At 34.4% G+C, this 24,893-nt stretch carries 22 protein-coding genes and 2 pseudogenes; 7 read left to right on the forward strand and 17 right to left on the reverse strand.

Annotated features, from left to right (window positions below):
* Positions 1-1,351: 1,351 nt before the first annotated feature.
* The 6 genes and pseudogenes from ACLKL2_RS02500 to ACLKL2_RS02525 form a co-directional block, all read right to left on the reverse strand.
* Complete coding sequence (locus ACLKL2_RS02500; protein WP_413694233.1) at positions 1,352-2,212, reverse strand: putative bifunctional diguanylate cyclase/phosphodiesterase; 861 nt, start codon at positions 2,210-2,212, stop codon at positions 1,352-1,354.
* Between the two features lie 21 nt (positions 2,213-2,233).
* A pseudogene (locus tag ACLKL2_RS02505) lies at positions 2,234-3,435 on the reverse strand (diguanylate cyclase domain-containing protein); the annotation flags it as partial.
* A 41-nt stretch (positions 3,436-3,476) separates the two neighbouring features.
* Positions 3,477-6,272 (reverse strand): response regulator, encoded by a 2,796-nt coding sequence (locus tag ACLKL2_RS02510; protein WP_413693250.1) that lies wholly within the window; start codon positions 6,270-6,272, stop codon positions 3,477-3,479.
* Positions 6,273-6,282: 10 nt separating this feature from the next.
* Positions 6,283-6,825, reverse strand: a complete 543-nt coding sequence (locus ACLKL2_RS02515; RefSeq protein ID WP_413693251.1) for a YfiR family protein — start codon at positions 6,823-6,825, stop codon at positions 6,283-6,285.
* A gap of 20 nt (positions 6,826-6,845) precedes the next feature.
* Complete coding sequence (locus ACLKL2_RS02520; RefSeq protein WP_413694234.1) at positions 6,846-7,796, reverse strand: TonB-dependent receptor plug domain-containing protein; 951 nt, start codon at positions 7,794-7,796, stop codon at positions 6,846-6,848.
* Positions 7,793-8,872 (reverse strand): TonB-dependent receptor plug domain-containing protein, encoded by a 1,080-nt coding sequence (locus tag ACLKL2_RS02525; RefSeq protein ID WP_413693252.1) that lies wholly within the window; start codon positions 8,870-8,872, stop codon positions 7,793-7,795. The genes ACLKL2_RS02520 and ACLKL2_RS02525 overlap by 4 nt, the downstream gene beginning before the upstream one ends.
* 548 nt (positions 8,873-9,420) lie before the next feature.
* Between ACLKL2_RS02525 and ACLKL2_RS02530 the strand changes: the two genes are divergently transcribed.
* Positions 9,421-9,801 (forward strand): hypothetical protein, encoded by a 381-nt coding sequence (locus tag ACLKL2_RS02530; protein ID WP_413693253.1) that lies wholly within the window; start codon positions 9,421-9,423, stop codon positions 9,799-9,801.
* 547 nt (positions 9,802-10,348) lie between these two features.
* On the forward strand, positions 10,349-10,654 hold the full coding sequence (locus ACLKL2_RS02535; RefSeq protein ID WP_113818719.1) for a hypothetical protein: 306 nt from the start codon (positions 10,349-10,351) through the stop codon (positions 10,652-10,654).
* Positions 10,655-10,736: 82 nt separating this feature from the next.
* Here the strand turns inward: ACLKL2_RS02535 and ACLKL2_RS02540 are convergent, their stop codons facing one another.
* The 8 genes and pseudogenes from ACLKL2_RS02540 to ACLKL2_RS02575 form a co-directional block, all read right to left on the reverse strand.
* Positions 10,737-11,069, reverse strand: a complete 333-nt coding sequence (locus tag ACLKL2_RS02540; RefSeq protein ID WP_413693254.1) for a DUF202 domain-containing protein — start codon at positions 11,067-11,069, stop codon at positions 10,737-10,739.
* Complete coding sequence (locus ACLKL2_RS02545) at positions 11,066-11,434, reverse strand: YidH family protein (protein WP_113818717.1); 369 nt, start codon at positions 11,432-11,434, stop codon at positions 11,066-11,068. Before ACLKL2_RS02545 ends, ACLKL2_RS02540 begins: the two co-directional genes overlap by 4 nt.
* Positions 11,435-11,574: 140 nt before the next feature.
* A pseudogene (locus ACLKL2_RS02550) lies at positions 11,575-12,151 on the reverse strand (HupE/UreJ family protein).
* 209 nt (positions 12,152-12,360) lie between these two features.
* Complete coding sequence (locus tag ACLKL2_RS02555; protein WP_413693255.1) at positions 12,361-14,514, reverse strand: TonB-dependent siderophore receptor; 2,154 nt, start codon at positions 14,512-14,514, stop codon at positions 12,361-12,363.
* 198 nt (positions 14,515-14,712) lie between these two features.
* On the reverse strand, positions 14,713-15,507 hold the full coding sequence (locus tag ACLKL2_RS02560) for a helix-turn-helix domain-containing protein (protein ID WP_413693256.1): 795 nt from the start codon (positions 15,505-15,507) through the stop codon (positions 14,713-14,715).
* A gap of 480 nt (positions 15,508-15,987) precedes the next feature.
* Entirely contained in the window at positions 15,988-16,482 is a 495-nt protein-coding gene (locus ACLKL2_RS02565; protein ID WP_413693257.1) for a tyrosine-protein phosphatase, read from the reverse strand.
* A gap of 19 nt (positions 16,483-16,501) precedes the next feature.
* A complete protein-coding gene (gene arsB, locus ACLKL2_RS02570; RefSeq protein ID WP_413693258.1) occupies positions 16,502-17,518 on the reverse strand; it encodes an ACR3 family arsenite efflux transporter in 1,017 nt (338 codons plus the stop codon).
* Between the two features lie 16 nt (positions 17,519-17,534).
* Entirely contained in the window at positions 17,535-18,329 is a 795-nt protein-coding gene (locus ACLKL2_RS02575; RefSeq protein WP_413693259.1) for a metalloregulator ArsR/SmtB family transcription factor, read from the reverse strand.
* A gap of 270 nt (positions 18,330-18,599) precedes the next feature.
* Here ACLKL2_RS02575 and ACLKL2_RS02580 point away from each other — a divergent pair, with 270 nt between their 5' ends.
* The 5 genes from ACLKL2_RS02580 to ACLKL2_RS02600 all read left to right on the forward strand — a co-directional run bounded on the left by ACLKL2_RS02580 (position 18,600) and on the right by ACLKL2_RS02600 (position 22,480).
* A complete protein-coding gene (locus tag ACLKL2_RS02580) occupies positions 18,600-18,956 on the forward strand; it encodes a hypothetical protein (protein ID WP_113819517.1) in 357 nt (118 codons plus the stop codon).
* A gap of 133 nt (positions 18,957-19,089) precedes the next feature.
* Entirely contained in the window at positions 19,090-19,680 is a 591-nt protein-coding gene (locus ACLKL2_RS02585; protein ID WP_113819518.1) for a TetR/AcrR family transcriptional regulator, read from the forward strand.
* 289 nt (positions 19,681-19,969) lie between these two features.
* Positions 19,970-20,518, forward strand: coding sequence for a carboxymuconolactone decarboxylase family protein (locus ACLKL2_RS02590; RefSeq protein ID WP_113819519.1), 549 nt, complete (start codon positions 19,970-19,972; stop codon positions 20,516-20,518).
* A 247-nt stretch (positions 20,519-20,765) separates the two neighbouring features.
* Positions 20,766-21,059, forward strand: a complete 294-nt coding sequence (locus ACLKL2_RS02595) for a hypothetical protein (RefSeq protein ID WP_413693260.1) — start codon at positions 20,766-20,768, stop codon at positions 21,057-21,059.
* Positions 21,044-22,480 (forward strand): bifunctional metallophosphatase/5'-nucleotidase, encoded by a 1,437-nt coding sequence (locus ACLKL2_RS02600; RefSeq protein WP_413693261.1) that lies wholly within the window; start codon positions 21,044-21,046, stop codon positions 22,478-22,480. Before ACLKL2_RS02595 ends, ACLKL2_RS02600 begins: the two co-directional genes overlap by 16 nt.
* A gap of 81 nt (positions 22,481-22,561) precedes the next feature.
* Here the strand turns inward: ACLKL2_RS02600 and yghU are convergent, their stop codons facing one another.
* From yghU to ACLKL2_RS02615, 3 genes are all read right to left on the reverse strand, one after another.
* Entirely contained in the window at positions 22,562-23,422 is an 861-nt protein-coding gene (gene yghU, locus ACLKL2_RS02605) for a glutathione-dependent disulfide-bond oxidoreductase (protein ID WP_413693262.1), read from the reverse strand.
* Between the two features lie 20 nt (positions 23,423-23,442).
* Positions 23,443-24,120, reverse strand: coding sequence for a glutathione S-transferase family protein (locus ACLKL2_RS02610; RefSeq protein WP_413693263.1), 678 nt, complete (start codon positions 24,118-24,120; stop codon positions 23,443-23,445).
* A gap of 193 nt (positions 24,121-24,313) precedes the next feature.
* A complete protein-coding gene (locus ACLKL2_RS02615; RefSeq protein ID WP_413693264.1) occupies positions 24,314-24,814 on the reverse strand; it encodes a hypothetical protein in 501 nt (166 codons plus the stop codon).
* Positions 24,815-24,893 lie beyond the last annotated feature (79 nt).

Consider the following 24,893-nt stretch of genomic DNA (forward strand, 5'->3'; position numbering starts at 1 on the left):
TAATTAAAGTTGAAAGGTAAAAGTTGAAAGGTAAAAGTTGAAAGGTAAAAGTTTGCTGAAAATTGTTATAGGGATAATTGGTCATTGTGAGCTTAAGGAATATGTAATACCAAGTTACATAGATTATTTAAATTAAATCAGTCAAAAACATGATTTCAACAGACGCCTGAGATTTCATAGTTAAAGGAAATACCTTAAAAAACTCTCAGATTTTAACACAGAGCGCCTAAATAGCGTTCAAATTAAGGTTATTAACAGTTAAAAATAATTTGAAAACGTTAAATTAACTAGAAAAATTAATTATTGATGAGACTTGTATAGTTACAACTAATATAAATCAGCTTTAGTTTTTATTATAAAACAATTAGTTACAGTATTTCATAGGTATATATGAAAGGTTCTGGCAAACAACCAAGAGCGTGATGAACAGGTACTTAATGAAGTGATTTAAATTAGAAAGTAATTAACGATGAATTATAGTAACTAAACTCAAAATATTATGTAGTAATAGATAGTAGATAAAGTTGAATGGAAACTAAAAGTTAAGAGAGCTGAGAGTTATGATAGTTAAAAGAAACGAAGAGAAAATTAAAGAACAGATAATAAATTGTGATTCAAGAATACTAACCAATAGTGATAGTAAAACTAAGTAATATAAATGAATAGTGTTAGATATGACTCACCTAATACAATAAACACAACTGCGCATAATGTATATTATGTTAAATACCGTGTATTATTCAATGGTCATCGTTTAGCTGTATTCATATATTGAAAAATTAACGTCAAATTTACCATAATTCTATTTAACATAAAATGTATAACATACTGTTATCCTATATGCGGTTTTGGTTTTTTTATATAGATGTGCAAATATTGAAAATGTAACCATAGACAGATTTAAACCTGACAAGTTAAATCCTAGTATTCACTATTATCAATAAAGTAATGAAACCATTCATCAGTAACGATCAAAATTATAATGAGCTAACTTAAAAACTAATATAAAAGTTAAGTTCAATGCATAATTGGCTTAATAACTAAGCATAAAGGTTAAGATTGAGTCTTAATAATTAATGATATCCGAGAAAAACTCTCTCTAATTAGCCAAATTAATAGTCATAAAGTGGAACTTAAGCACTTAGCCCCTTAATATTCACGTCATTCATTATAATTTCATTACCAGTAACCTATTGATTTTAAATATAGATATATAAAAAATGCAGTATATTTATACGCTGTGTATTAAAATCTAAAAACAAATAAGCCTATTATCCTTAAAGTGTAAAGCTTAGAGCCTATTTGACAGCACTGTAAGCACGATAACTGCCTTATAAGGCTACATTATTACTCAAGCAACACTCCACGATTTTTTAAGAACTAATTGTTCAATTTCAAGATGAGTTATTGGTTTAGAAAAATAATAGCCTTGAATCATTTCACAATTATATTCACGTAAGCAAATAAGTTGCTCTATAGTTTCAACACCCTCTGCAACTACTTTTAGATTAAGGTTCTTGGCTAAACTAATAATAGATTTTATTATTGCAACGTTTTTGCTATTACCCGGTATATTATCTACAAATGATTTATCTATTTTTAAAATAGAGATAGGTAATATTTTTAATTGTGATAATGATGAATAACCTGTCCCAAAATCATCAATCGAAATTTTTATTCCTATATCTGTTAGGTTTTTTAAGGTTTCTTTTATTTTAGCTTCTTGATTGGTTGGTGCTAAATGCTCTTCCGTTATTTCCAATTCTAATTTAAAAGCGGGTATATTAGAATTTTTTAAGGCCCCTATTACAAACTCTGTAAATCCTTCATTGTATAACTGGCGACTAGAAACATTCACTGAAATTGATAAATGATCGCAAGCTGTATTTTTCCATAAGTTTAACTGTTCAATTGCTTGTTCAATAACCCATTTACCTAAGGGAACAATTAAACCTGTATCTTCTGCAATTGGAATAAATTCTGATGGGTATATCGGAACTTTGTTTTCCCGTGGCCATCGAATTAAAGCTTCAACCCCAACTATAACTTGAGTTTGAGAACATACTTTAGGTTGATATAAAAGAATAAAATCATTATTTTCTAGAGACTCTCTAAGATTATTCTCCGTTGACCACCTTTTAATTGTTTTTTCAGTTAACTCGCTAGAATAAAAATATACATTATCTTGTTCAGATTTTTTAGCTTGATACATAGCGGTATCTGCATTTCGTAAAAGTTCACTGCTATCTTTACCATTATCTGGATAAATACTAATGCCAACACTTGAACCTATATAGATAATTTCATCATCTATATAAAAAGCGTCATTAAATAAAGCTTGAAAATGTTTAATAAATTTTGAAATTAAATCTAAGTTATCAATTGAATCTAATAAGAAAGCAAACTCATCCCCACCAAATCTTGCTACTAAATCTGTTTTTTTATCACGGAACTAAAACGACTCGCTACTTCCTTTAGTAATAAATCACCGGCTTCATGTCCAAGTGAATCATTAACTTGTTTAAATCGATTTAAATCAATAAACAAAAGAGCAATTTTATTACCATTACGGTCAGCTCTTTGTATTGAACGCTCTAGTCTTTGTGTAAATAGAACTCGATTAGGAAGATTAGTAAGTGAATCATGATGCGCGACATGAACCAGTTTTTTTTGTGATTCCTTAAGCTCACTTATATCCTGCATCACACCTGAAATAATGGAGTCTGATTCATTAGTATTTTTTAATAACTGCCCTTGTAATTTTAAGTGTAATAAATCATTGTTTGCTAACTGAACTCGAGTATCTAAGTTAAAAGCTTCACCATCTTCAAAGGCTTGCAATAAAATATTTTTAGCATAAAAGCGATCAGGTTTATAAATAAGATTAAGAAAAAATGATTTACCATTTTCAAATTTAAAAGAAGTTAAGCCAAACATATTTGCAAGTTGTTTAGATAATAATAAGTGTCCATTATCCTGCTCTAATTCCCAATAGCCTAAACGCGCAATTTTTTGTGCATGTTCTAATCGACTTTCACTTTTTTTCAATGAGTTGTAATAATAATTATTACGTAAGATATAACGTAAATTATGAGTAAAGAGAGACCAGTTAATAGGTTTTATCATAAAATCAGTGGCACCTAAACTATAAGCATGCTCTATAGATTTTGTATCATCCATTCCGGTGATCATAATAATAGGCACCCTTTCTGATTTTTCAGATGCTCTAATTATTTGGCAAACTTCAAATCCATTTAATTTTGGAAGCTCAACATCGAGTAATACTAAGTCTGGCTTATGTTTATTAAATAAAAATATCCCTTCAGCACCATCTTTAGCTTCAATAACATGGTAGTTATCAGATGAAAGTACTTGATTGATTAACAACCGAGTCATTTCATCATCATCTATCACTAATATTGATTTCATATTCATAAAAACCTCATTACTGGTCTTAATAAAATGCTATATCCCATTCAAATTTTATAATTATTTTTTGTATTGAAATAAGCAATAACATTGATAGATTCTGAATCTATCTCTTTAAGCAAGTCTGAAACTGAAGTCAATGAATTGGACATTAACGTTTTTTCTAATTTATCAGTTAATTTTGCAAGTTGATTTGCACCAACATGCGCACTACTAGACTTTAAAGTATGTGCTGATTTTCTAATATCATCATTAGCAGAGTCTAAGTCGTTAAATACTTTTAAGCTTTCTTGTAGAGTCTGTAAATAAAGATTAACCACTTTATTAATCAATACTGATGAATCTCCTGGCTGTAAAGTCGCTAAATTATCTAGAAAACTAGGATCAACTGATTGATTAAAACTCTCATTCTGATTTACAGTCAAGTCATTGTTTTTATTGTCTTTAGTGATTTTTAAATCATCAGCACGTGGAATATGTAACCAGGGTACCAATTGCTCATATAACTCAGCCATCGAATAAGGCTTACTAAGATAAGCATCCATTCCCGATCGTAGACAGCGTTGCATATCGCCATCAATTGCATTAGCGGTTAATGCGATAATGATATTTCCTTTACAAATTTCACCTGTAGATTCTAAATTTCGAATAGTACGTGTTGCCTCTAGCCCATCCATTTCAGGCATTTGCATATCCATCAAGATGGCATCGTAATTTTTGTTTTTTACTGATTCGACTGCAATGAGGCCGTTATCAGCAACATCTACATGTAAACCAAATGACTCTAGTACAATAACAGCCACTTCTTGATTAACTGGATTATCTTCAGCGATTAAAATGTTGTATGGATAACTAAAATGATAATTTTCATCCATTTTTTCTTGTAACTGCGCAGAATCGTGGTTATTTTTCGACAGGTTAAAAGCATCGTCTAAACAATCATAAAGTTCTTTTTGTAATACAGGTTTATTTAAAAAATAGGTAATATTGCTTTCTTTTAGTAATACTGAATCTGTGGTGACTGAACTTAACATCACCATAATTGGTTGTTTCCATTCACTATTTTTACGGATAGTATCTGCTAACTCTAAACCATCGAACCCTGGCATATGCATATCTAAGATAACTAAGTCATAAGGTTTATTTTTCTGATGCGCAACATTTAATAATGCTAAAGCATCCGTTCCACCTGTCGCTAAATCACAATTTAAATTAATCTCTTTGAGTTGTTCTTTAATAATAAAGCGATTTGTTGCGTTATCATCAACTACAAGAATATGCTTTTCCTGTAAATTCAATGATGCAGGTAAGACTTTAAATGCATTAGTATCGACATTAGCTGAGGTCAACTCAATAGGCATTAGTTCAATTTCAAATGAAAATTGACTCCCCACTGATTTTTCAGAAGTGACTGTTAATACCCCGCCCATTAACCTAACTAATTGTTTTGCAATAGGAAGTCCTAACCCTGAACCACCATATTTTCTAGTTGTTGAACTATCTTCTTGAGCAAAAGATTCAAATATATGGTCAATTTTCTCTTGTTCAATTCCAATGCCAGTATCGATAACATTAAAATGAATTTTACCTTTTTGTTTTTCTGATACTCTCAAGGTTACTTGACCATGTTCAGTAAATTTTAATGCATTACTCAATAAATTAGTGAGTACTTGTCGTAATTTAACAGGGTCACCTAGGTAGGTATCGTTGAAATTAGGTGGGATAGACAGTATTAATTCTATATTTTTATTGTGAGCAGTTTCACCATATAAAGAGCCAAACTCCTCAATCAAAGAACGTAAATTGAATTCAATCAACTCAAGTTCCATCTTACCTGACTCTATTTTTGAAAAATCTAAAATATCATTAATAATACCTAATAAGTTCATTCCCGACTGATGGGCCGTTTCAGTAAACCTTTTTTGTCTTTGCCCTAACGGTGTTGTCAGTAGTAACTCAGTCATTCCTAAAATACCATTCATAGGTGTTCTTATTTCATGGCTCATGGTTGCTAAGAATTCACTTTTTGCTTTACTTGCCGCTTCTGCATTTTCTTTCGCAGTGGTCAGCTCTTCTGTACGTTTTAAAATTTTATTTTCTAAGTTATCTCTATGATCTTTTAGGGCTTTATCTCTGCGTCCAATTTGATCAAGCATCTGATTAAACCCCTTCATCAACGACCCTATTTCATCATGGCGATGTCCTGGAATACGCAAGCTATAATCTTTATCGGTAGAGACTTTATCAATAATTTTAGTGATCTCTAAAAGTGGCGCAGAGATCAATCGCTGCATCCTTAAAGCAATCAATAAAGCAAACAATGTTCCTAAAATAAAAATGAAAGGAATAATACTTAACTGTTTTAATAAGCGTTGATGTAACACACTAAAATCATCAACCAACAATATATAACCTACAGTATTTCCTTGATGGATTATCGGTTCAACTTGCGACAATATTTCTGATAACTGCCCTTTTTGTAACGCTAATAACGGCATAGATATCAATTTGCTATGTGCTGTTTGGTCAAAATCTGATTGTAAATATTCAGCTAATACTTGCTTGTCTTGATCGTAAATTCTCGCTAATACAATCTCTTTTTTCGCGTGAAGACTATCTAAGCTTTCTTGAGCTGCTTGTTGATCTTTAAACAGTGCCGTTGCTGTATTTTGAGTCGCCATTAACCTTGCTAAAGTGCTGATTTCACTCTCAGAGTCCAAGTGACGATAATAGTGCTGAGCGAAACTAACAAATATAATGATCGCAATCGTGGCTATCACGCCAGGCAATAAACCGATTGCTATTAACTTATTTCTTATAGAAAGATTTTTTATTTTTATCACTGGTTCACCTTTAATCATCTACGAGAATAGAAAGCTTCAATAACTTTGAACTTAACACTAATTGCGTTGTAGATAGTTGCTGATTAGAAACTTGAAAACGAAGTCGATTATTATGCTCAACAAGATTGATAAAACCGCCAGATGTAAAATGAGGGCTTTGATCGGTTATCGTTAATACTTTTTGAAGTTCGATTTGGGAGAGTAAATAACGATAAAGATTACGGTCGTCGGTACTAATATAAAAAACATGACAATGTCTGTAATCTTGATCACTTTTAACTTCAACCACTGAAATGGGATGGGTCGCCACTTTTTTGCCAGTTAACATGCTTAATTCACTGGTCACTTCATCTTCACCATAGGCACATAAAACAAATGCGTCTTCAGGGTTATTCCATGTAGTATCCGGCCAGCTAGTAAACTTTGCTATGTTATATATGTAAGCAACTTTTAGAGTACTTATTTTATTTTGCTCTGCTGTAGCAAGGTTTATATTAAACAGGAAATACAGTAGAAAAATAAATAAGGGTCTGAGTATTGGGTTATTTATCATCTCGATATATCTAATCGCTATTACCAGCGATATAGCGCATTAACAAAGATACTTCTCTCTATTAATGAATCTGTACTGGATGACTCGGTAATAAATTGTTGATTCTCGTCATGTAAAAGGTGTTGCCCAATAAGCGATAAAGTTAATGATGGTGATGCTTGCCATGCAATACGCAAATCACTGTCGATGGAATCAGAAATATATTGCTCACCGTTTGTGCTGTCCCAACTCCTTTCAGAGGTATAATAAAAACGTATATCAAATTCAACTGATTCGAATAAATCTGTGCTTGCCCAAATAGAAGCTTGGTGTGTTAAAGAGCGATCAGCGGTTAGTGATATAACATCATTACTGTATGCATTGGTTTGAGTATCTTCTAAATTAATATCTAGATAACTGTAGGTAAAACGTAAGCGTGCCGATGGCGTCACTTTCCAGGTTGCTAGCCATTCTGTTCCATAACTATAACCTTCAACATTATTATCGAGGTTAATAGGGATCACGTAAAAAGTGCTGCCGTTTACTGTTTTTAACTCTGCATCTCCAATGTCATAACTTAATAAATTATTGTATTTATTATAAAAAGCCGTAATGTCAAAGGACAATTCAGAAGACGGAAGCCAACGGTAACCAACTTCATAAGCGGTTAACTCCTCAGATTCAAATTCATTATTACCTACTAATTGCAATAATCCAGGGGTTCCTGTGGGATCAAAAGGACTAGGCGCGATTACCTGAATATTGATAATAGAGTCATTTTCAACTTGTGAAGGAATTCTAATAGCACGCGAAATTGCTGTCCATAAAGTCATTTGTTTTGTTGCTAACCAACTCAAACGTACATTCGGTTGTAGTTCGGTACTGCTATAATTGTTTCCTTCTAATTTCGCACCAAAAGTTAAGGAGAGGTTTTGATCTGGTATGCTCCAAGTATCTTGGATAAATAAATTCCAAATTCGAGTTGTTTCTATTGAAGATGAAGTACTAAAAGAGCTGAACCATCAAGATCATTCTGACTGACACGATAACCTGCCCCCCAAATTAATGAATGATCAGTCATGGGCTTTAATTGATGCTCTATATCAATATTGAAAGTGGTTCTCTTTTCATCGAACTGTGGATCGTTATGTTCATAAAAATCGACACTCGTGCGTACATTTAACTCAGAATCAATACTGGTTTTCATTCCCCAACGTAAAGCAATATTGCCACCTATCAGATCAACATCATCACTTTCTATTGTAGCAATATAGGGCGAAGAATAATCTGATGCAGAGTATTGTTGACGAAGTTGATGTTTATATAGATCGCCTTGTAGGGTTAACCATTGGTCATCGCCTGAATCAATATCAACGCGCAAACCTGTTTGTAAATATTTTCCTTGGTTATCTTGGTCGACACCATTAAGGTCTTTTGATTCTTCTAACTTTTTGCTGTTTACGTAAGCTCTGAATCTTGTATTTTCACTTAATTCTCCACCTTGCCTAACGCCAACTCCTTTATATTGATTACCTATAGAAGCAGTTACTTCTCCCTCTTCACCAGTAGCAGGTTTGGTAATAATATTAATAACACCATTAACTGCGTTGGTTCCCCATAGTGTTGCACCTGGGCCTCTGATAACTTCAATTCGGCTAATATCAGACATTAAATAGTTTAAACTTTCCCAATAAACACCTGATGATGTTGGCGTATAAATACTACGCCCATCGATCATAACCAATAATTTATTAGAAAAACGTCCGTTGAATCCCCTAATGGTTACAGCCCACTTATTTGAATCAATTTTTGCAACATCTACGCCAGGCACTAAAAACAGGGCTTCAGGAATACTGGTTGCGCCTGAACGACGAATTTCATCTTGTGTAACCACATAAATAGCAGCCGCTGCTTCTGATAATTTCTCATTCTTTTTACTAACCGAAGTGACTTCAATTTGCATTAATTCATCAAAATCAAAATCAATAAAATCTTGATCTACTGAATCTGCTTGGCTGTAACACGAAGCGAGAGAAAGAGATAAAATAAGTCGGGTTAGATGATGCATACATTTCCTTGTAGTAAAAATCCTAATTAATTATTAGTCTTAACAATCACCTATCCATAAGTAATTAATAATAAAACCTTTTCTAATAATTATAATAATTAAGTAATCTATTGTTGTTGTAAAAATAACTTATGTCTTTGAAAGGTTTAATTAATGAAGTAAAACTTACGTTAACTACACTTAATCAACAACCTAAGTAAAACTTGGTACATTTATATAATAGATGACATTTAAAAAAAGTAACAATTAAATGACCATAAATAGGTAATTTATTGTATGTTTATTGAGTTTAAAATAATGTAGCTGAGATCAATATATTGGTTAATTTTTAAAAAATAACTAACTAGTTCAAAAGTATCGCTACTTATTATCATTGAATATAAAAGGAAACGTGAAAGACATTTAGGTGAAGTTGGCCTCGCAGCAAAAAATCAGGATATATTTAAACTCCATATTTTCTACAAACTTACTCCATATTTCAGCAGTATAGTTTAGTTATTGAAACAAACTGTAGATTTAACAATAAAGTTAAACACTTGGAGAAGAGTATGAAAAAGCCATTATTAGTATTAGCAACTGCCCTATTAGCTGCAAGTTTTTCATTTAATGCATCAGCAAATTCAAGAGGACATGAACAGTCCGGAGATCAAAATAATACACAACAAGTAACAGTTGTTAAAAGCAAGGTTAATCAGAGTGCCAAACAACAGCATAATAGAAAGCAAGCAAACAATCAGAAAGTAATAATTGTTAAACAAAATACGCATATGAAAAAACCACAGCATAAGGCTGTTAAAAATCAGCCAAGTACTAGCTTTAGTATTTCATTTGGTAACGGAGTGAACACATCTATAGTGATAGCGAGTAATGATGTTCACCAAACTAACCATCATCAGCCGCAACAAAAAGTAGTAAAAGTAATTAGATAAAGACAGCTAAATTTTATTACTAAATTTCTACAGATATCCAAAATTCAGAAGCATGTTAGCGTTACGCTACCATGCTTTTTTGTTTCTATAACACGACAAAACATCTTAGTTAATTAATCTGGTTGGTATAGGTTACTTAAGCTTAAGATGATTATATTACCATCAAAAAAACCACATAGTACTCGACCGTTAATAGCGAATTTTACCTTTTAAAACTAAATATAAGATTAACTGTCTTACTTCTTGAACATTGATTCAAATTATAAATAGGTAGCATAAATTTATTGGCTAGATTGGCTGAAATTATTCCATATTACTGCAATAGAATAAGTATTTTTATGCGTTAAAATCGGTAAAAATAATGATATTTTTTGTTATAAAAATTAATCATTTGATAAATCAACAAGTAAGCCATTGAATTTAAATCAAATATTTTATATCGAAAATTGTTATGGAATCTCCACAATTTCTGCAAATTTACCACATAGTTACCTTTTATAGTTTAGTCACTGCAACAAAGTCGATATGACTTTACGAGGAGATTAACATGAAAAATACATTATCATTATTAACGGCAGGCTTATTCACTTTTAGTTTTGCATTCACTACACCTGCTTATGCAAATAATCATCATGGAGCATCTGCTCAACACAAACAAAAAGTTAGCCACCAAAAAAATGTGCGACAAGTTCAGAAGATTAAGAAAAGAAGAGCGATAAGAAATAGAGTGATAAAACGTTCACCAACTCCAGTCATTCAACTTGGATTACATGGCCCTGTTCTTTCTTTATTCTTTTCACCACATCATGGTAAAAAACATAGCAGAAGACATCATGGTCACCGTGGACATTAAATAAATAGCTATTTAAGTAGAGAATCACTAAAAAGTGCTCAGAGATGAGTACTTTTACTTTTAATTTATCAGTCGCTCACTATTAACTGGATACGATTTTCATCAATAGAAATACAGCGTAAACCAATGACATTAAAGCAACACAACAGGAAAGTGATACTTTAGTTACAACTTCCTCTTGATTGACCGTATTACTATCAGGTGAGTAGTGTTTGAAACGCTTAATTTGCAATATTAAGCTGAGAATAGTAAATACTATTAAACATAAAGCCGCTAATTTAAATAGTAGTAAGTCTAGTTTGGCACTTACAAATAACAGAACAAAACTAACGATAATAAGTAAAAAGTAGGTTCTAAACCATGACATTAAGGTTCTTTCTGGTTGTAATCCATGGTCAACGATTTCAGAATTCATAAAAAAACAGCCAAAATCACTACACCACTGAATATAAATACAATACTACTGATCACCTTAATAAAACTAGTATAAGTTAACGCTTTTTTATGGCGCATAGAGGCTTCGTTAGCCGCCCAGCGACGATAAGCAAAAATAGCCAATAATGCAGAACATATACAAAGGAAAGCAGATAAAGCATAACGTATTTCAGCATTCGCTAAGTCTGGCGTTAATTGGTCTAATCCTATTGCACCGGCTAACAAGGCTAATGCAGTTCTTATCCAAGCTAAGTATGTGCGTTCATTAGCAAGCGAGAAACGATAATCAGGGGCTTCACCCTGTTTACGCCAATTTTTTCTAATATCTTTAGGTAATTTATTCATTATCTTAACGTTTAAAAAATGGTAAATAATGAATTTAATATAACGTATACAGTTAATTTAGAAAGGGAAAATATGAAAAGAAAATATACAAAAACAAATTAACAGCACTTAAGTAACTTAAAGTGCTGTTATGAATAGTATTACATCATTACTAGATGGAAACCTACACCGGCAATGCCTGCACCTAAATATCTAAGCAATTGCTCACCTTGTTTGAATTTTTTTAATATAAGCGCAATAAACACACCCGCGATATGTATTGTTGCTGTTCCTACAACAAATCCCGCGGCGTACATTTCAGGTTTAGCAAGGTACGGCATTTCAACCCCGTGTGCAAAACCGTGGAAAATAGCAAAAAAGCCAACAAATAGCATTGCGATAAAATGTGGTAATTTTTTCAGTTGTAATTGAGAGACCTAAAGCCAAAACTGAAATTGCAATACCAAGCTCAACAGAGAACATTTCGACACCTTTAATGCCCAAAATGCCACCAATTAACATCACAATAACAAATGTAACAGGTACTCTCCAAATTGATTTCCCGCCCATTTGAGCACTCAAAATACCAACACTTAACATAGCGAGTAAATGATCAAGACCTAAAACAGGATGTGAAAACCCTGACATAAATCCACCTCCACCGGGCATAACGTGTGCAAAAGCTAAGTTAGGGAGAGTTAATAATACGGCCAAAGTGGCTAATACTGATTTTTTCATTAAAATTCCTATTATTATTATAGTTAAGGTGTTGAAAAATTTATGATGGAATATTTTACTTTATTGAGGTTATTACAAGGTTAAAATAATTTTTAAATGATAATTAATCTTAATTGTAATTACAATTAATAAACAAGGTACTCATTAATAAACATAAAAAAACCTCATAATAGCGAGCTACTATGAGGTTTAAAGTATTAAAGTTTAAATTAAAGAGTAAAGTTTACGCCCAGTTCAATGGTTCTTTCATCGCCATACCAACAGTTTTGGTCGTCATAACAAGAGAAATATTCCGCATCAAAAACGTTATTAGCAGACAAGTTAACATTCATACCTGTTAAAGATTTACTAAGGTTACCCATATCATAACCAATAGATAAATCTGCAATAGTGTAATCCGGTACTTTACCTTGAGTATTGGTTGCATCCATTTGCATTTCACCTACATAACGAATACCTGCACTTAAACGAGTACCACGTAAGTATTGGTCATCAAAATAGTAATTCGCCCATAGATTACCTGCATGAGTAGGTACGTAGATAGGTGTTGTCCCCTCTAAACCATTCTCGCTATCTTCAGTAATTTCGATGTCCGTGTATGTGTAAGCAGCAGACACATCTAAGTTATCAGTAACAAACCAACTACCTTCGAGCTCAATACCTTGTGAACGCACTTCGCCCACTTGTAATTGACCTTGATAATCAGCTGATGCTGGATCAGACACTTTTACGTTACTTTTAATGATTTGGAATGCTGAAATAGTTGCAGTTTTACTGTAATCAAGGGAATTGAATTTAAGTCCTACCTCAATTTGTTTACCTGTTTCAGCCTCATATGCTTCACCAAATTCACTTTGGCCCGCTACAGGTTCAAAACTAGTTGCATAGTTAATGAATGGTGATAATCCGTTATCAAATTCATATAACGCGCCTAAACGATATGAAAACTCTGTTTCATCGACTTTTTCGATGGTTCCTGAATAATCACTTTTACTTTTATAAGTATCTAAACGACCACCAGCAATCAATACTAAATTATTTAAACGAACTTGGTCTTGAAAGTAACCACCTAGTTGTTTAAGAGATATCTCATCATTGTAAGTACCGAATGATGTCAATGCATCACGATCAATTAAATCGTTATCAGGGTTAAATATATTAAAGGTACCAAACGTGCTAGTTGCACCGTAATCATCGTAAGCTGAATCACCTTTTAACTGGCGGTAATCGATGCCGAGTAATACATTATGTTTAATTCCTGCAATATTAATAACACCGCTTAATTGGTTATCAATAGCATAGGCTTCTGAACTTTCATCAGTACTGTATATGTAGCGATCAAGGTCACCTGTTGTTTCATCATAGCTGGCATAGTGATACGTATTTTCTTGGTATAGGTCTGCTTTAGTGTAACGAGCATTTTGTAGGAAAGTCCAATTAGCGTTGAAGTCATGGCTAAATTTATAGCCTAACATTAATACTTCGCGCTCATAGGTACTCCAGTTTTTATCTCCTACGAATGTACTTGAACTCGTTGTACCATTACCATTTTCATATAGTGAACCAGAAGAAGGAATTGCTGAATTCATCCCCATATCTGGATCATTTTGATAATACACGTTCAAGTTAAGCGAAGTTCTATCCGAGATATCCCATGTAATAGAAGGTGCTAACAGGTAACGCTCTTCACCTGTATAATCAACTTGTCCATCTTTTTGACGGGCAAGACCAATAAACCGATAAGAAACATCGCTGTCACCTATTTGACCAGTAGAATCAATAGAAATTTGTTTTAAGTCACTTGTTCCGATTTTTACACCAATTTGAGTCTTAGATTCAAATTGAGGTGCTTTAGCAATCATATTCACCATGCCGCCTGGTGGCATAGAACCGTATAAAACTGAGGTCGGTCCTTTAAATACTTCAATCTGCTGTAGTGCAATAGGATCTATTTGAGGTTGTACATTCCAATCTGTTAGTTGCTGTAAAATTAAACCGTCATAATAACTTTGACTAGTAGGGAAACCACGAATAGTAAAAGTATCATACATGGTTACTGCACCGCCTTTAGTTTCTGTCACGATCCCTGGCGTATAACGTAACGCTTCATTCAATGATTGAGCACCACGCTCTTGTAATAGCTCTCCATCAATCACGTTAATCGCTTGAGGTGTTTCTTCAGGTGCTAAGGAAGTTTTGGTTGCAGTATTACGATAAGCCTTACCCATCACCGACATAGTTTCTAATTCTGTTGCATTATCATATTCTTGATCTGCAGCTAGATGCGGGCTGAATAATGCGATTGCAATCACTGAGGCTAAGGTAGTTGGTTTGAAATACTTGGTTCCATTTGTAGTTGTCATGATAATCTGATTCTTCCATTTAAATTGATAATGATTATTATTTAGATAATATCAATTTATAAATGAAAAACTTAACAATTTGGTGCAAAGTATATGTCGAAATGAACTATTTTTACTTTTTGACTGTCGCTTTTTGTAAAATAGGTAACCAATATTCAACGTCTAGTCTTGATTTATCTATTTGCTTTTTGTAAACCTCTAACTCATGACCATCCCATAATTCATACTCTGAGTTAGGTAACCAAAAAACACAAACCATTCGACTATCTTCGCAAACATTTCTGTTGGGCCCTCAAAGGAGAGGACGGCATAATCTTGATCGGTTAAATCAATATGCGCTGCTTCTTGTAGTGGAATGGCAGTCCCCGCTAAATAAGTTAGTTGCCCTTCTTGCTCACCATCATCAGCACTAATCACCCCAAAGTATTGGTCCGTGACAATATGTTGTGCTTTGGAAAATGTTTCAAACTTTTTCCATGTATCAGGCACAGTGTTCATATAATCAGGTGCAGCAGAAGCGATCCCTTTAATTTTATTTTCTACACCGTATATGGTCATTTTAGGTAAATGCTCTATGCGTATCTGCACAAACAAGGAGTTTAATTGAGATTCCGTAAACGGGCTTTTAATCAAAGGCTTTTTAATCCCCATTCTTAGTCCACGTTTCTGATATTGCTTAGGACTCATATTAAAATAAGATTTAAATGCACGACTAAATGAAATTTCCGAACCAAAACCTAGCATATAAGCAATATCGATCATTCTATTACCATTAGCTAACACTAACTCGGCTGCTTTTGATAATTTTTGTTGGCGAACATAGTTAGCTACATTTTGCTGGGTATACTCTTGAAAAATTCGTTGTAATTGCCACCGAGACCAACAACTTTTGCTGGCAAGATCTTCTAATGAAAGTGGGAGATGCAATGAATTTTCAATATAATCAAGTACCGACTCGATACGATTCAATGAGTTGTTGGTTGGTCCTTTCACGAGAAACTCTGCTTCCTTATATTGCTAATCACTCATTAATCATGATAAACAAAGGTATAGCCCTATTAGCAGCTAATACAAATAACTATCATTTAAAGAGTGCTTACTATACAGGGGTGAGTTTGCGGGGTTAAATAAAATTTTAATATAGAAAAGTAAACTATCGGAATATCAACTGGAAGTTCAAACAGATATAAGTTCTTATCTTTAATTAAAATAAGAACTTATATAGTTAATTAGATTAACTCATGTCAGGTTCAAATAGATTACGTTTCATATAAAATTTAACCCAAAGTGCAGCAATGATACTAATCACACACAAAATAGAACTACTAATGGTGCATTGCATATGACTGTATCAATATGCTAAATAACTCTGTTTAAAGAACAAAAAAGCACCTGAATAACAGGTGCTTTTTACGAAACTTACAACGAAGAAATAAGTTTTTAATAAGTAAATTAGATCACTTATTAGTGTGATTAGATAGCATAAGTATTAAAATAATCAAGCTGAACGGGGTGAGATAAGGCTTTAGGGCGAATCGATTGAACCGTTTTTATGACCTCTTTTGCAGGCCAATCTAAGGCTAATAGAATTAACCCAATCACTAAACCAGTTCGGCCAGATCCACCTTTACAGTGAACTGCAATGGTCCCTTTATTATTAATTAACTCTACAATCTCTGCTTTGTGTTTTGCCCACTGACTTTCAAATTCAACACCTGGCGCTGCATCATCTAAGATAGGTAACTGTATCCATTCAATACCCTGATCCTTACACGAAACAGGTAATGCATTGACTGCATTTTTGTCCATCTCTTGATCAAACATTAAGGTAATCAACATCGCTGTTTTTTCATCTTTCAATGTTGTTAATGCATCATCGATACTGGTCTCTTTTGTACCAGGGCAAGGTGTGAAAATAAGTTGTGCACCATTGTCTAATGGTAAAATATCATAAGGATGTGTTTGCATGGTTAATTCCATTTATAAGTTAAGATTGATTAATGTTTCGTTGGCTTCTATTCAAGATAGCCACTAATGACAGCATCACAGGGACTTCAACGAGTACACCGACGACAGTAGCAAGAGCAGCACCAGAATGTAAACCAAACAATGAGATAGCAACGGCAACGGCTAATTCAAAAAAATTAGAAGTTCCAATTAAACACGCTGGTGCAGCAATGTTATGGGGTAATTGCATTTTCTTGGCAATGATGTAGGTGATCAAAAAGATACCATAGGTTTGTAAAATAAGTGGTATCGCAATTAATAATATAGTTTGAGGTTGTTCGATAATAGTATTGGCTTGAAAACCAAATAATAGAATCACAGTTGCTAATAAACCAACCACAGACCAAGGTTTGATCTTCGCTAAAAAACTATCTACGGCATTACGTTTAAGTGACAGGTAATGCCTCGTTACTATCCCAGCAATTAATGGTAATAGAACATATAAGACCACGGAGATAATTAAGGTTTCCCGAGGCACTTGAATATCACTCACACCTAATAACAAAGCGGAAATAGGTGCAAAAGCAAAAATCATGATCACATCATTGACCGACACTTGCACCAAAGTATAATTTGGATCGCCTTTAGTCAGTTGTGACCAAACAAATACCATGGCTGTACAAGGTGCAACCCCTAACAGAATCATACCTGCAATATATTCTTGTGCAGAAGCAGGATCAACTAGATCTGCAAATAACCAATTAAAGAATAACCAACCTAAGCCGGCCATAGTAAAAGGTTTAATCAACCAATTAATGACTACCGTCAGGACTAACCCCTTCGGGTTTTTGCCAACATCTTTAATGGATGAAAAGTCAATTTGTACCATCATCGGGTAAATCATCACCCAAATACACACAGCCACAATAATATTGACATGTGCAAATTCTAAATTAGCTAAGGCTTCAAACACACTAGGCTGCCATAGACCCAGTAATACACCTGCACTAATACAAATGGCAATCCATACCGATAAATAACGTTCGAATACTCCCATTTTATTTTCCCACCTTTTATTTACAGAAACTTGCCCGATCTGGACGATTTTTCATCGCATCCAAACGATGTAACTCTTCAGCGATACTTTGCACATTATTTTCCGTTGATTCAGCAATAACAGATTTTTCCCATAAAGGTAAATCAGGATTAATTTTATAAAATACCCACTGCCCATGCTTTCTATCTTTAATGATATTAGCTTTTTTAAGTACGGCTAAGTTACGTGACACTTTGGGTTGACTCTCTTCTTGCAGCGCCTCCATCAATTCACAAACACATAATTCGCCATGGTAATGACATAACATCAATGTTTTTAAACGAATAGGATCGGTTAAACATTTAAAGAACTCAGTTAAAGGTGCATCTTGAAGTGTTTCTTGTACCTGTTTTACCTGCTTTTCTTCAACTAATAAAAACATAGCTAGTCGCGTATTTAATTCATTGAGTGTTGTATAAAAAGGTTGGTTTCCAACGCGTGTTTTAGGGTCTGGAAAATCCCAGGCAAGTTGTTTACCTGCATTTGGATAGCTTCTACATTCCACACTGGCTTTATCACACAGGGAAATAACATAATCAAAAGCTTGACCTGCAAATGTATTCACATCCTTAGACACAACATCTTTTGCATCAATACCATATTTTTGCAATGCATCTAACGCTCTGCTATCCACAGCTTCAGGGTGAGTACCAGCGCTGTGCACTTCAAATAGGTCTCCAGCCTTATGTCGTAATAAAGCTTCGGCCATTTGTGAACGTGCAGAGTTACCAGTACATAGAAAAAGCACTGTCGATTTTTTCGTGTTTGTCATTGTTATTACCATCAGTTAATAATATTTCCATTATCATATATATGATAATTCACATGTAAAGGTCAATTATCTCTGAATCGATCTACTGCTGCTAAAATAAACGGAGTAACTTTGTGATGATATTGAAATATGAACACGATTTTTATTATTAATTGATTACAACTTAGTGTTTGTTTATACAATTAACAGGTAGACTGAAGGCATAACAATCTATTTATCAGTAACGTCTTTTCACATTTACTGTTATCAAAGCTTCATAATGAGTAAATAATGAAAACATTACGCAAATTCCATAAAGCCCCTATTCGTGTTATTCGAATTCAAAAGCTAGCAGCACGCTTAAGAACAAAGCGTGCCATGCTTAAATTAAAAGTCGCCCTTGCCCAAGAAAAGCAGGAGACAAAGTTAATGCTAGTTATCTATAAACGTTATACAAAGGGGCAAGCCACTAAATCTGAAATGAAAATAGCAAATGAACAGTTTTTAGATATTTTGAAAGGGTTAGGGTTAGGTGTATTTGCATTACTGCCCTTTGCCCCTATCACTATCCCAATTATTGTAAAACTAGGAAGGATGGTTGGTGTTGAAGTTATGCCGAGTGCGTTTCATAGTAAAAAAGATAAATAATCCCCCTTTATACTTTCTCAAATCATTCCCTTTTATTTTAATCTGTTCTTAAGAAATGCCTTGTATCGCTTGGTAACCTGACCCTTTAGTTGTATAATGAACGAGTGTTCCATTAAAAATAATAAGATTGTTTATGAGTAAAGTTGCCAAGTTTGATCGAGAAGAAGTAATCCAAAAAGCGACCAATTTATACTGGGGTAAAGGTTACCACGGTACGTCTATGCGCAATTTACAAACCGCCATCGATCTTCGTCCAGGTAGTATTTATGCAACCTTCGGCAGCAAAGACAATCTATTTAAAGAATCTATTCAATATTATGCCAATAAAACAGGCGAAGTATTAGAAGCTTGTTTAGCAGAATCAGAAACGCCTTTAGCAGGCCTTAAATTGTTCATTAAAAAGCTGGTGGTCGACAACTTAGAAGGCAAACCAAGTTGTATGTGTATGATAGTTAAATCTATCTCAGAACTCACCGAAGCTGATAATAAAGAATTACTCGATGAAGCTAAATTATTATTAGCTAATGTTGAAGATAAGTTTGCTGAGATCATTGCACAAGCCATTGATCAAGACGAAATAGCCTCTGACAAAGATCCTAAAGAGTTAGCAAGTTATGTCCAAGTACAAATCATAGGTTTACGTACTTATGCGCGTGTGAACAGTAATATCGACACCATCAATAAATTTGTAAATGAAATTTTTATTGGCTCTCCATTTCATTAGTATCAATATCTATAGCTATTATATTTAAGCCCTGTTAACTCAACAGCGGTTTGTCACAAACAATATAATAGCTTAATCAATTATCTTCACTATAAAGTAATATCACTCCTCCTATTTACCACTATTCCATACTCTTTTTAACTCTAGATTAATAAATAGTTATACTTACAAATTAATTTTGAACGATCGTTATAAATAGCTTGAACGATCGTTCATAATACACTATGATGAACTTACTTAATGAAGAGACATCTTCAAAATACATTTTTCACTAGAGAGAGTAACAGTAATGAGCAAATTTCAAATTCATACAGTAGATACAGCTCCAGAACAAAGTAAGCCAATTCTTGAAGGTGCAGTTAAACAAATGGGGGTAGTACCAAACCTATTCGGTACTATGGCTGAAGCACCTACTATTCTAAAAGCTTACACACAATTACATGAGCAGTTCACGAACACATCTTTTGATGCTGAAGAGTTAACGGTTGTATGGCAAACCATCAATGTTGAGCATGAATGTCATTACTGTGTACCAGCTCATACCGGTATTGCTCACTCTATGAATGTGGATGCTGCATTAACTGAAGCGTTACGTAACGGTGATAAAATGCCTACAGCTAAATTACAAGCGTTACATGACTTCACATTAAGCATGGTACGTGAGCGTGGTAATGTACCTGCTGCTGAAATGGAAGCCTTTTTCGCTGCAGGTTACGGTCAACAACAAGTATTAGAAGTGATTCTTGGTTTATCACAGAAAACAATCAGTAACTACGTTAACCACGTAGCGAAAACCCCTGTGGATCCAATGTTTGAATCTTTTGCTTGGGAAAAATAATCTCAAGTTTAATGATTAATAGCGCTTTTCAGGGGGCTTGTTGTTTTCAACAAGTCCCCTTTTTGTATAGGTTACTTTTGAAGCTTGGATTAATTGTATATAAATTTTCATTAAACAGCATAGTAGTTAATAACAGTGATAAGGGGCAAATAAAGATAGCCAATAAAGATAGCCAATAAAAAACGTTTGTAACTCTTAATCATAATGTTAGCCTATTCTATTGACGCATTATCAATATAGAAGGCTTATGATAATTAACAATAAACCAGCCAAGTTAACACTGGCTCATATCAACGATACTCACTCCTATTTTGAACCTCAAGCATTACCTTTAAAATTGAGTATTGATGGACAAGAGATCTCCCCTTATGTCAGTAATGGTGGGTTTTCTCGTATTGCCACACGTGTTAAACAACTTAAAGTGATTGCCGCTGAAAAAAATAGTCCCTTTTTATTTCTGCATGCCAGGGACTGTTTCAAGGTACCTTATATTTTTCATTATTTAAGGGCAAAGCAAACGCCGAAATGCTCAATGCATTAGGGATCGATATCATGACCATTGGTAATCATGAGTTAGACATGGGTAATGCCCCCATTGCCGATTTTTTAGATCGTATTAACTTTCCACTGCTGGCGGGTAATTGGGATCTATCAAATGAGCTAACCAATAAATCACATTATTTATCGAATCGTGGAAATTTATATTCTTATCAAAAACAGTCTCAAACTGCGCGTTGGATCACCCGTCTAATAGAGGATGAGCCCATTGCAATCTTTGGCCTTGCTATCGATAGGATGATGGAAATTGCTAATGTCGATCCTGATACCCCTTTTGTTAATGCACTAGAAACCGCAAAGAATACTGTGAAAGCGATTCAGGCGTCTGGCATTAACAAAATCATATTATTAAGCCATTTAGGTTATCAAGCTGATTTTGATTTAGCAGAGCAAGTACCAGAAATAAGTCTTATTGTCGGTGGCCATACCCATATATTGCAAGGTAACTTTAGTGATCTAGGACTTGATAAAGAAGATGATTATGGCCATTACGTTAATCAGACTTATATTGTTCAAGCAGGCTGTCATGCACAAGCTTTAGGACATTGTGAAATACAGTTTGAAGCGGATGGGACTATCTCATCCTTTAAAGGAAAAAATGAATTATTAATTGGCCGCCGATTATGTGTTGATAAAACCCTATTAACCACACATGACTCTCCGATTGCTGATAAAGCCAGTGAACTATTAGCTGAACATAACAATATTATTGTTTGTAAAAAAGACCCTGTACTACAAAGTTTATTATTGGATAAATACATTCCACGTGTTCGTAAACTTCAAAATACTGTCATTGCAACATTACCTCAAGATATGCGTCATATTCGTATTCCAGACCAGGATGGTGGCAGTGAAATTGTGCCATTAGTGGCTGAATCCTTTATGTTTAAAATGCAACAAGCTGGTTTTAAAGTTGATTTTGCCATTCATAATGCAGGCGGCATTAGAACCTCATTAAACCAAGGGGATATAACCGTTGCTGATATCGCAGGTAAATTATTACCCTTTGTAGTACCGATCGGGGTTTATCGTATTCAAGGTAAATATATTGCACAAGCATTAGAAGGTGCTATTAACAATGCCACCAACAATGGTGTCGCAGGAAGTGGTTCAGGTAGTTACCCTTATGTTTACAATCTTAAATTCACCTATCATCAAGCGCGCCCTATTGGTGAACGAATCGATAATCTTTGTATCTATTGTAATCAACAAGGTTGGGTAGAAGTCGACGCTGAAACGTTTTATGACGGTAGCTCATCGGCCTATACCATGAAAGGTAAAGAGGGATATGATGCATTAACTATGATGCAAGGTGAAGGTAAAATAACTCAATATTCTATGGCAGATTGCTTTATAGATTTTATTAAAACTTACCCTGAAAAGTTAGTGACATTAACTGAATAGCTAAATAACTAAAAAAGTCAATCGAAGGAAAAGAGCTAATAACGTCAACTTAGATGACGTTATTAGCTATATAACTAGTGGTTACTTAGGTTTTTTAGCTAACACAGCATCGATATCTGCAGCTGAGTGGCGTTCTTGTACTTTTTCCCACTCTTCACCGAAAGGACGATTTACCGTGCGGCCACGTTGAAATCCTTGACGTTGTTCAAGTAACTTAGCCCAACGCATAACGTTAGTGTAAGTCTCAACTTGCAAGAATTCAGCAGCATCATATAAGTTACCTAATACTAGGTTACCGTACCAAGGCCAAATTGCCATATCGGCAATAGTGATCTCTTCACCAGTAACAAAAGTGTTATTGGCTAGTTGCTTATCTAATACATCAAGTTGACGCTTCGCTTCCATCGCAAATCGATTAATTGGATATTCAAACTTTTCATCCGCATAGGCATAAAAATGGCCAAAACCACCTCCTAAAAACGGAGCTGAGCCTTGTGCCCAAAATAACCAGTTGAATGTAGCAGTTCGCGCTGCACCTGATGCTGGTAAGAATTGATCAAACTTTTCAGCTAAGTGCACTAAAATAGATGCAGATTCAAAAACATTAAGGTCATCCCCGCTTGTTTTATCAACAAGTGCTGGTATTTTAGAGTTTGGATTAACTTCTACAAAACCAGATGAAAATTGATCACCTTCACCAATATTAATTAAATAAGCATCATACTCAGCTTCACTAATACCTAAAGCTAATAACTCTTCAAGCATGATAGTTACTTTCTGACCATTAGGAGTACCTAATGAATATAACTGTATTTTATGCTCACCTGACGGCAAAACCTTGTCATGTGTAGCACCTGACTCCGGTCGATTAATGTTAGCCCACTTGTTGCCACCATTAGTATCATGTACCCAAATTTTAGGTGGGACATATTGTTCAGTCATATTCACTCCTTATTGATAAATTAAGCTTTTGGGTAGTTTGAAGGGAAGAAAGCACGTTTGGCTTCTTCATCAAACTCTTTTTTAAATTCAACGTCTTTTGCAATGTTACGCGCACGAGCAACAGCAGGACGACTATCAATACTGTTAAACCAACGTTGTAAGTTAGGGTATGGAGCTAAACCTTCTTCTCCAAGTACCACAGGTGCCTTGTCAATCCAGCCCCATGCAGAAACATCTGCAATAGTGAATTCATCACCTACGATAAACTCACGGCCTTCCATATGTGTATCTAATACTTCATAGTGGCGTTGTGCTTCACGCAAGTAACGGTTAACTGCATAGTCTAAGCCTTCTGGCGCTGCATGTCTAAAATGTACAGATTGACCAGAGTAAGGACCAAGTCCAGAAGCAATGAACATTAACCATGATAGCATTTCACCACGATCTTCTGGTTTACCCGTTAATTTACCTGATTTTTCAGATAGGTACATTAAGATAGCGTTTGAATCAAAAACACGAGTTTCGTCATCAATAATAGCAGGTGCTTTAGCGTTTGGGTTGATCGCTTTGTACTCAGGAGTATGTTGCTCACCTTTTAATGTATCAAGAGGAACCACTTCGTAAGGTAAACCTGTTTCTTCTAGGAAAAGTGCTACTTTCATTGGGTTAGGTGTATGGTGAAAATAAAATTTAATCATGTGAGACTCCCTCTTTAATTGAACACTCATTCAAACACATTTATAACGATCGTTCAAGTTGTTTTAATATTATCTGGAACACTGCTATTGAGCTTACTATTATCAAACAGAGGGTAAAAAAATTCACTAAAAATTGCTTTAAAGTGAATTTATAATCGTGAGAAGGATTTGGCACTAGATAAGGTTACATTAACTAATAATTACCCAATTCAAGTACAGTGGTCGCAGTAACTTGAGCGCCCTTCATTGCCTTTACTGTCAAATAGTAAGCATGATCTTTCGCACCAGAGCATGGTGGCATATAAGCGCCTTCTTTATCCCAACCGGGACTACGATGCGCTTCTATCATAGTAACTTTTTCAGGTAAGTCATATGAATGACCTGCAACTTGAGGTATCGCAACAGACGTCGTCATTGAGTCAATTTCATAACTCATTACACCATGGCCACCATTATTCATTTTTTCAGAATCTCTATCACTATAGGCCAGTACGATAGAATCGGATCCTGCAGGGATTTCAGACACTTTAAGTGCAGGGGTCATTGGGTTTTGACCACCAAACTTCTGACATTGTTGCCCTTCTGGTATCTTAACGCCATCCCATGCCGAATCCGTTAATTCAACTTCAATCGCTGATGCGTAAGTAGAAAAACAACCCGCAAGAATAGTCGTCGCTAACAATTTATATTTCATAAAAACTCCTTTTTTGATGTCATTATTTAATAGCAGCCGATGGCATATCAATGTTATCCATTGTTACGTTAAGGCAGGG

It is taken from the genome of Psychromonas sp. KJ10-2 (assembly GCF_047323255.1).
Taxonomy (GTDB): Bacteria; Pseudomonadota; Gammaproteobacteria; order Enterobacterales; family Psychromonadaceae; genus Psychromonas.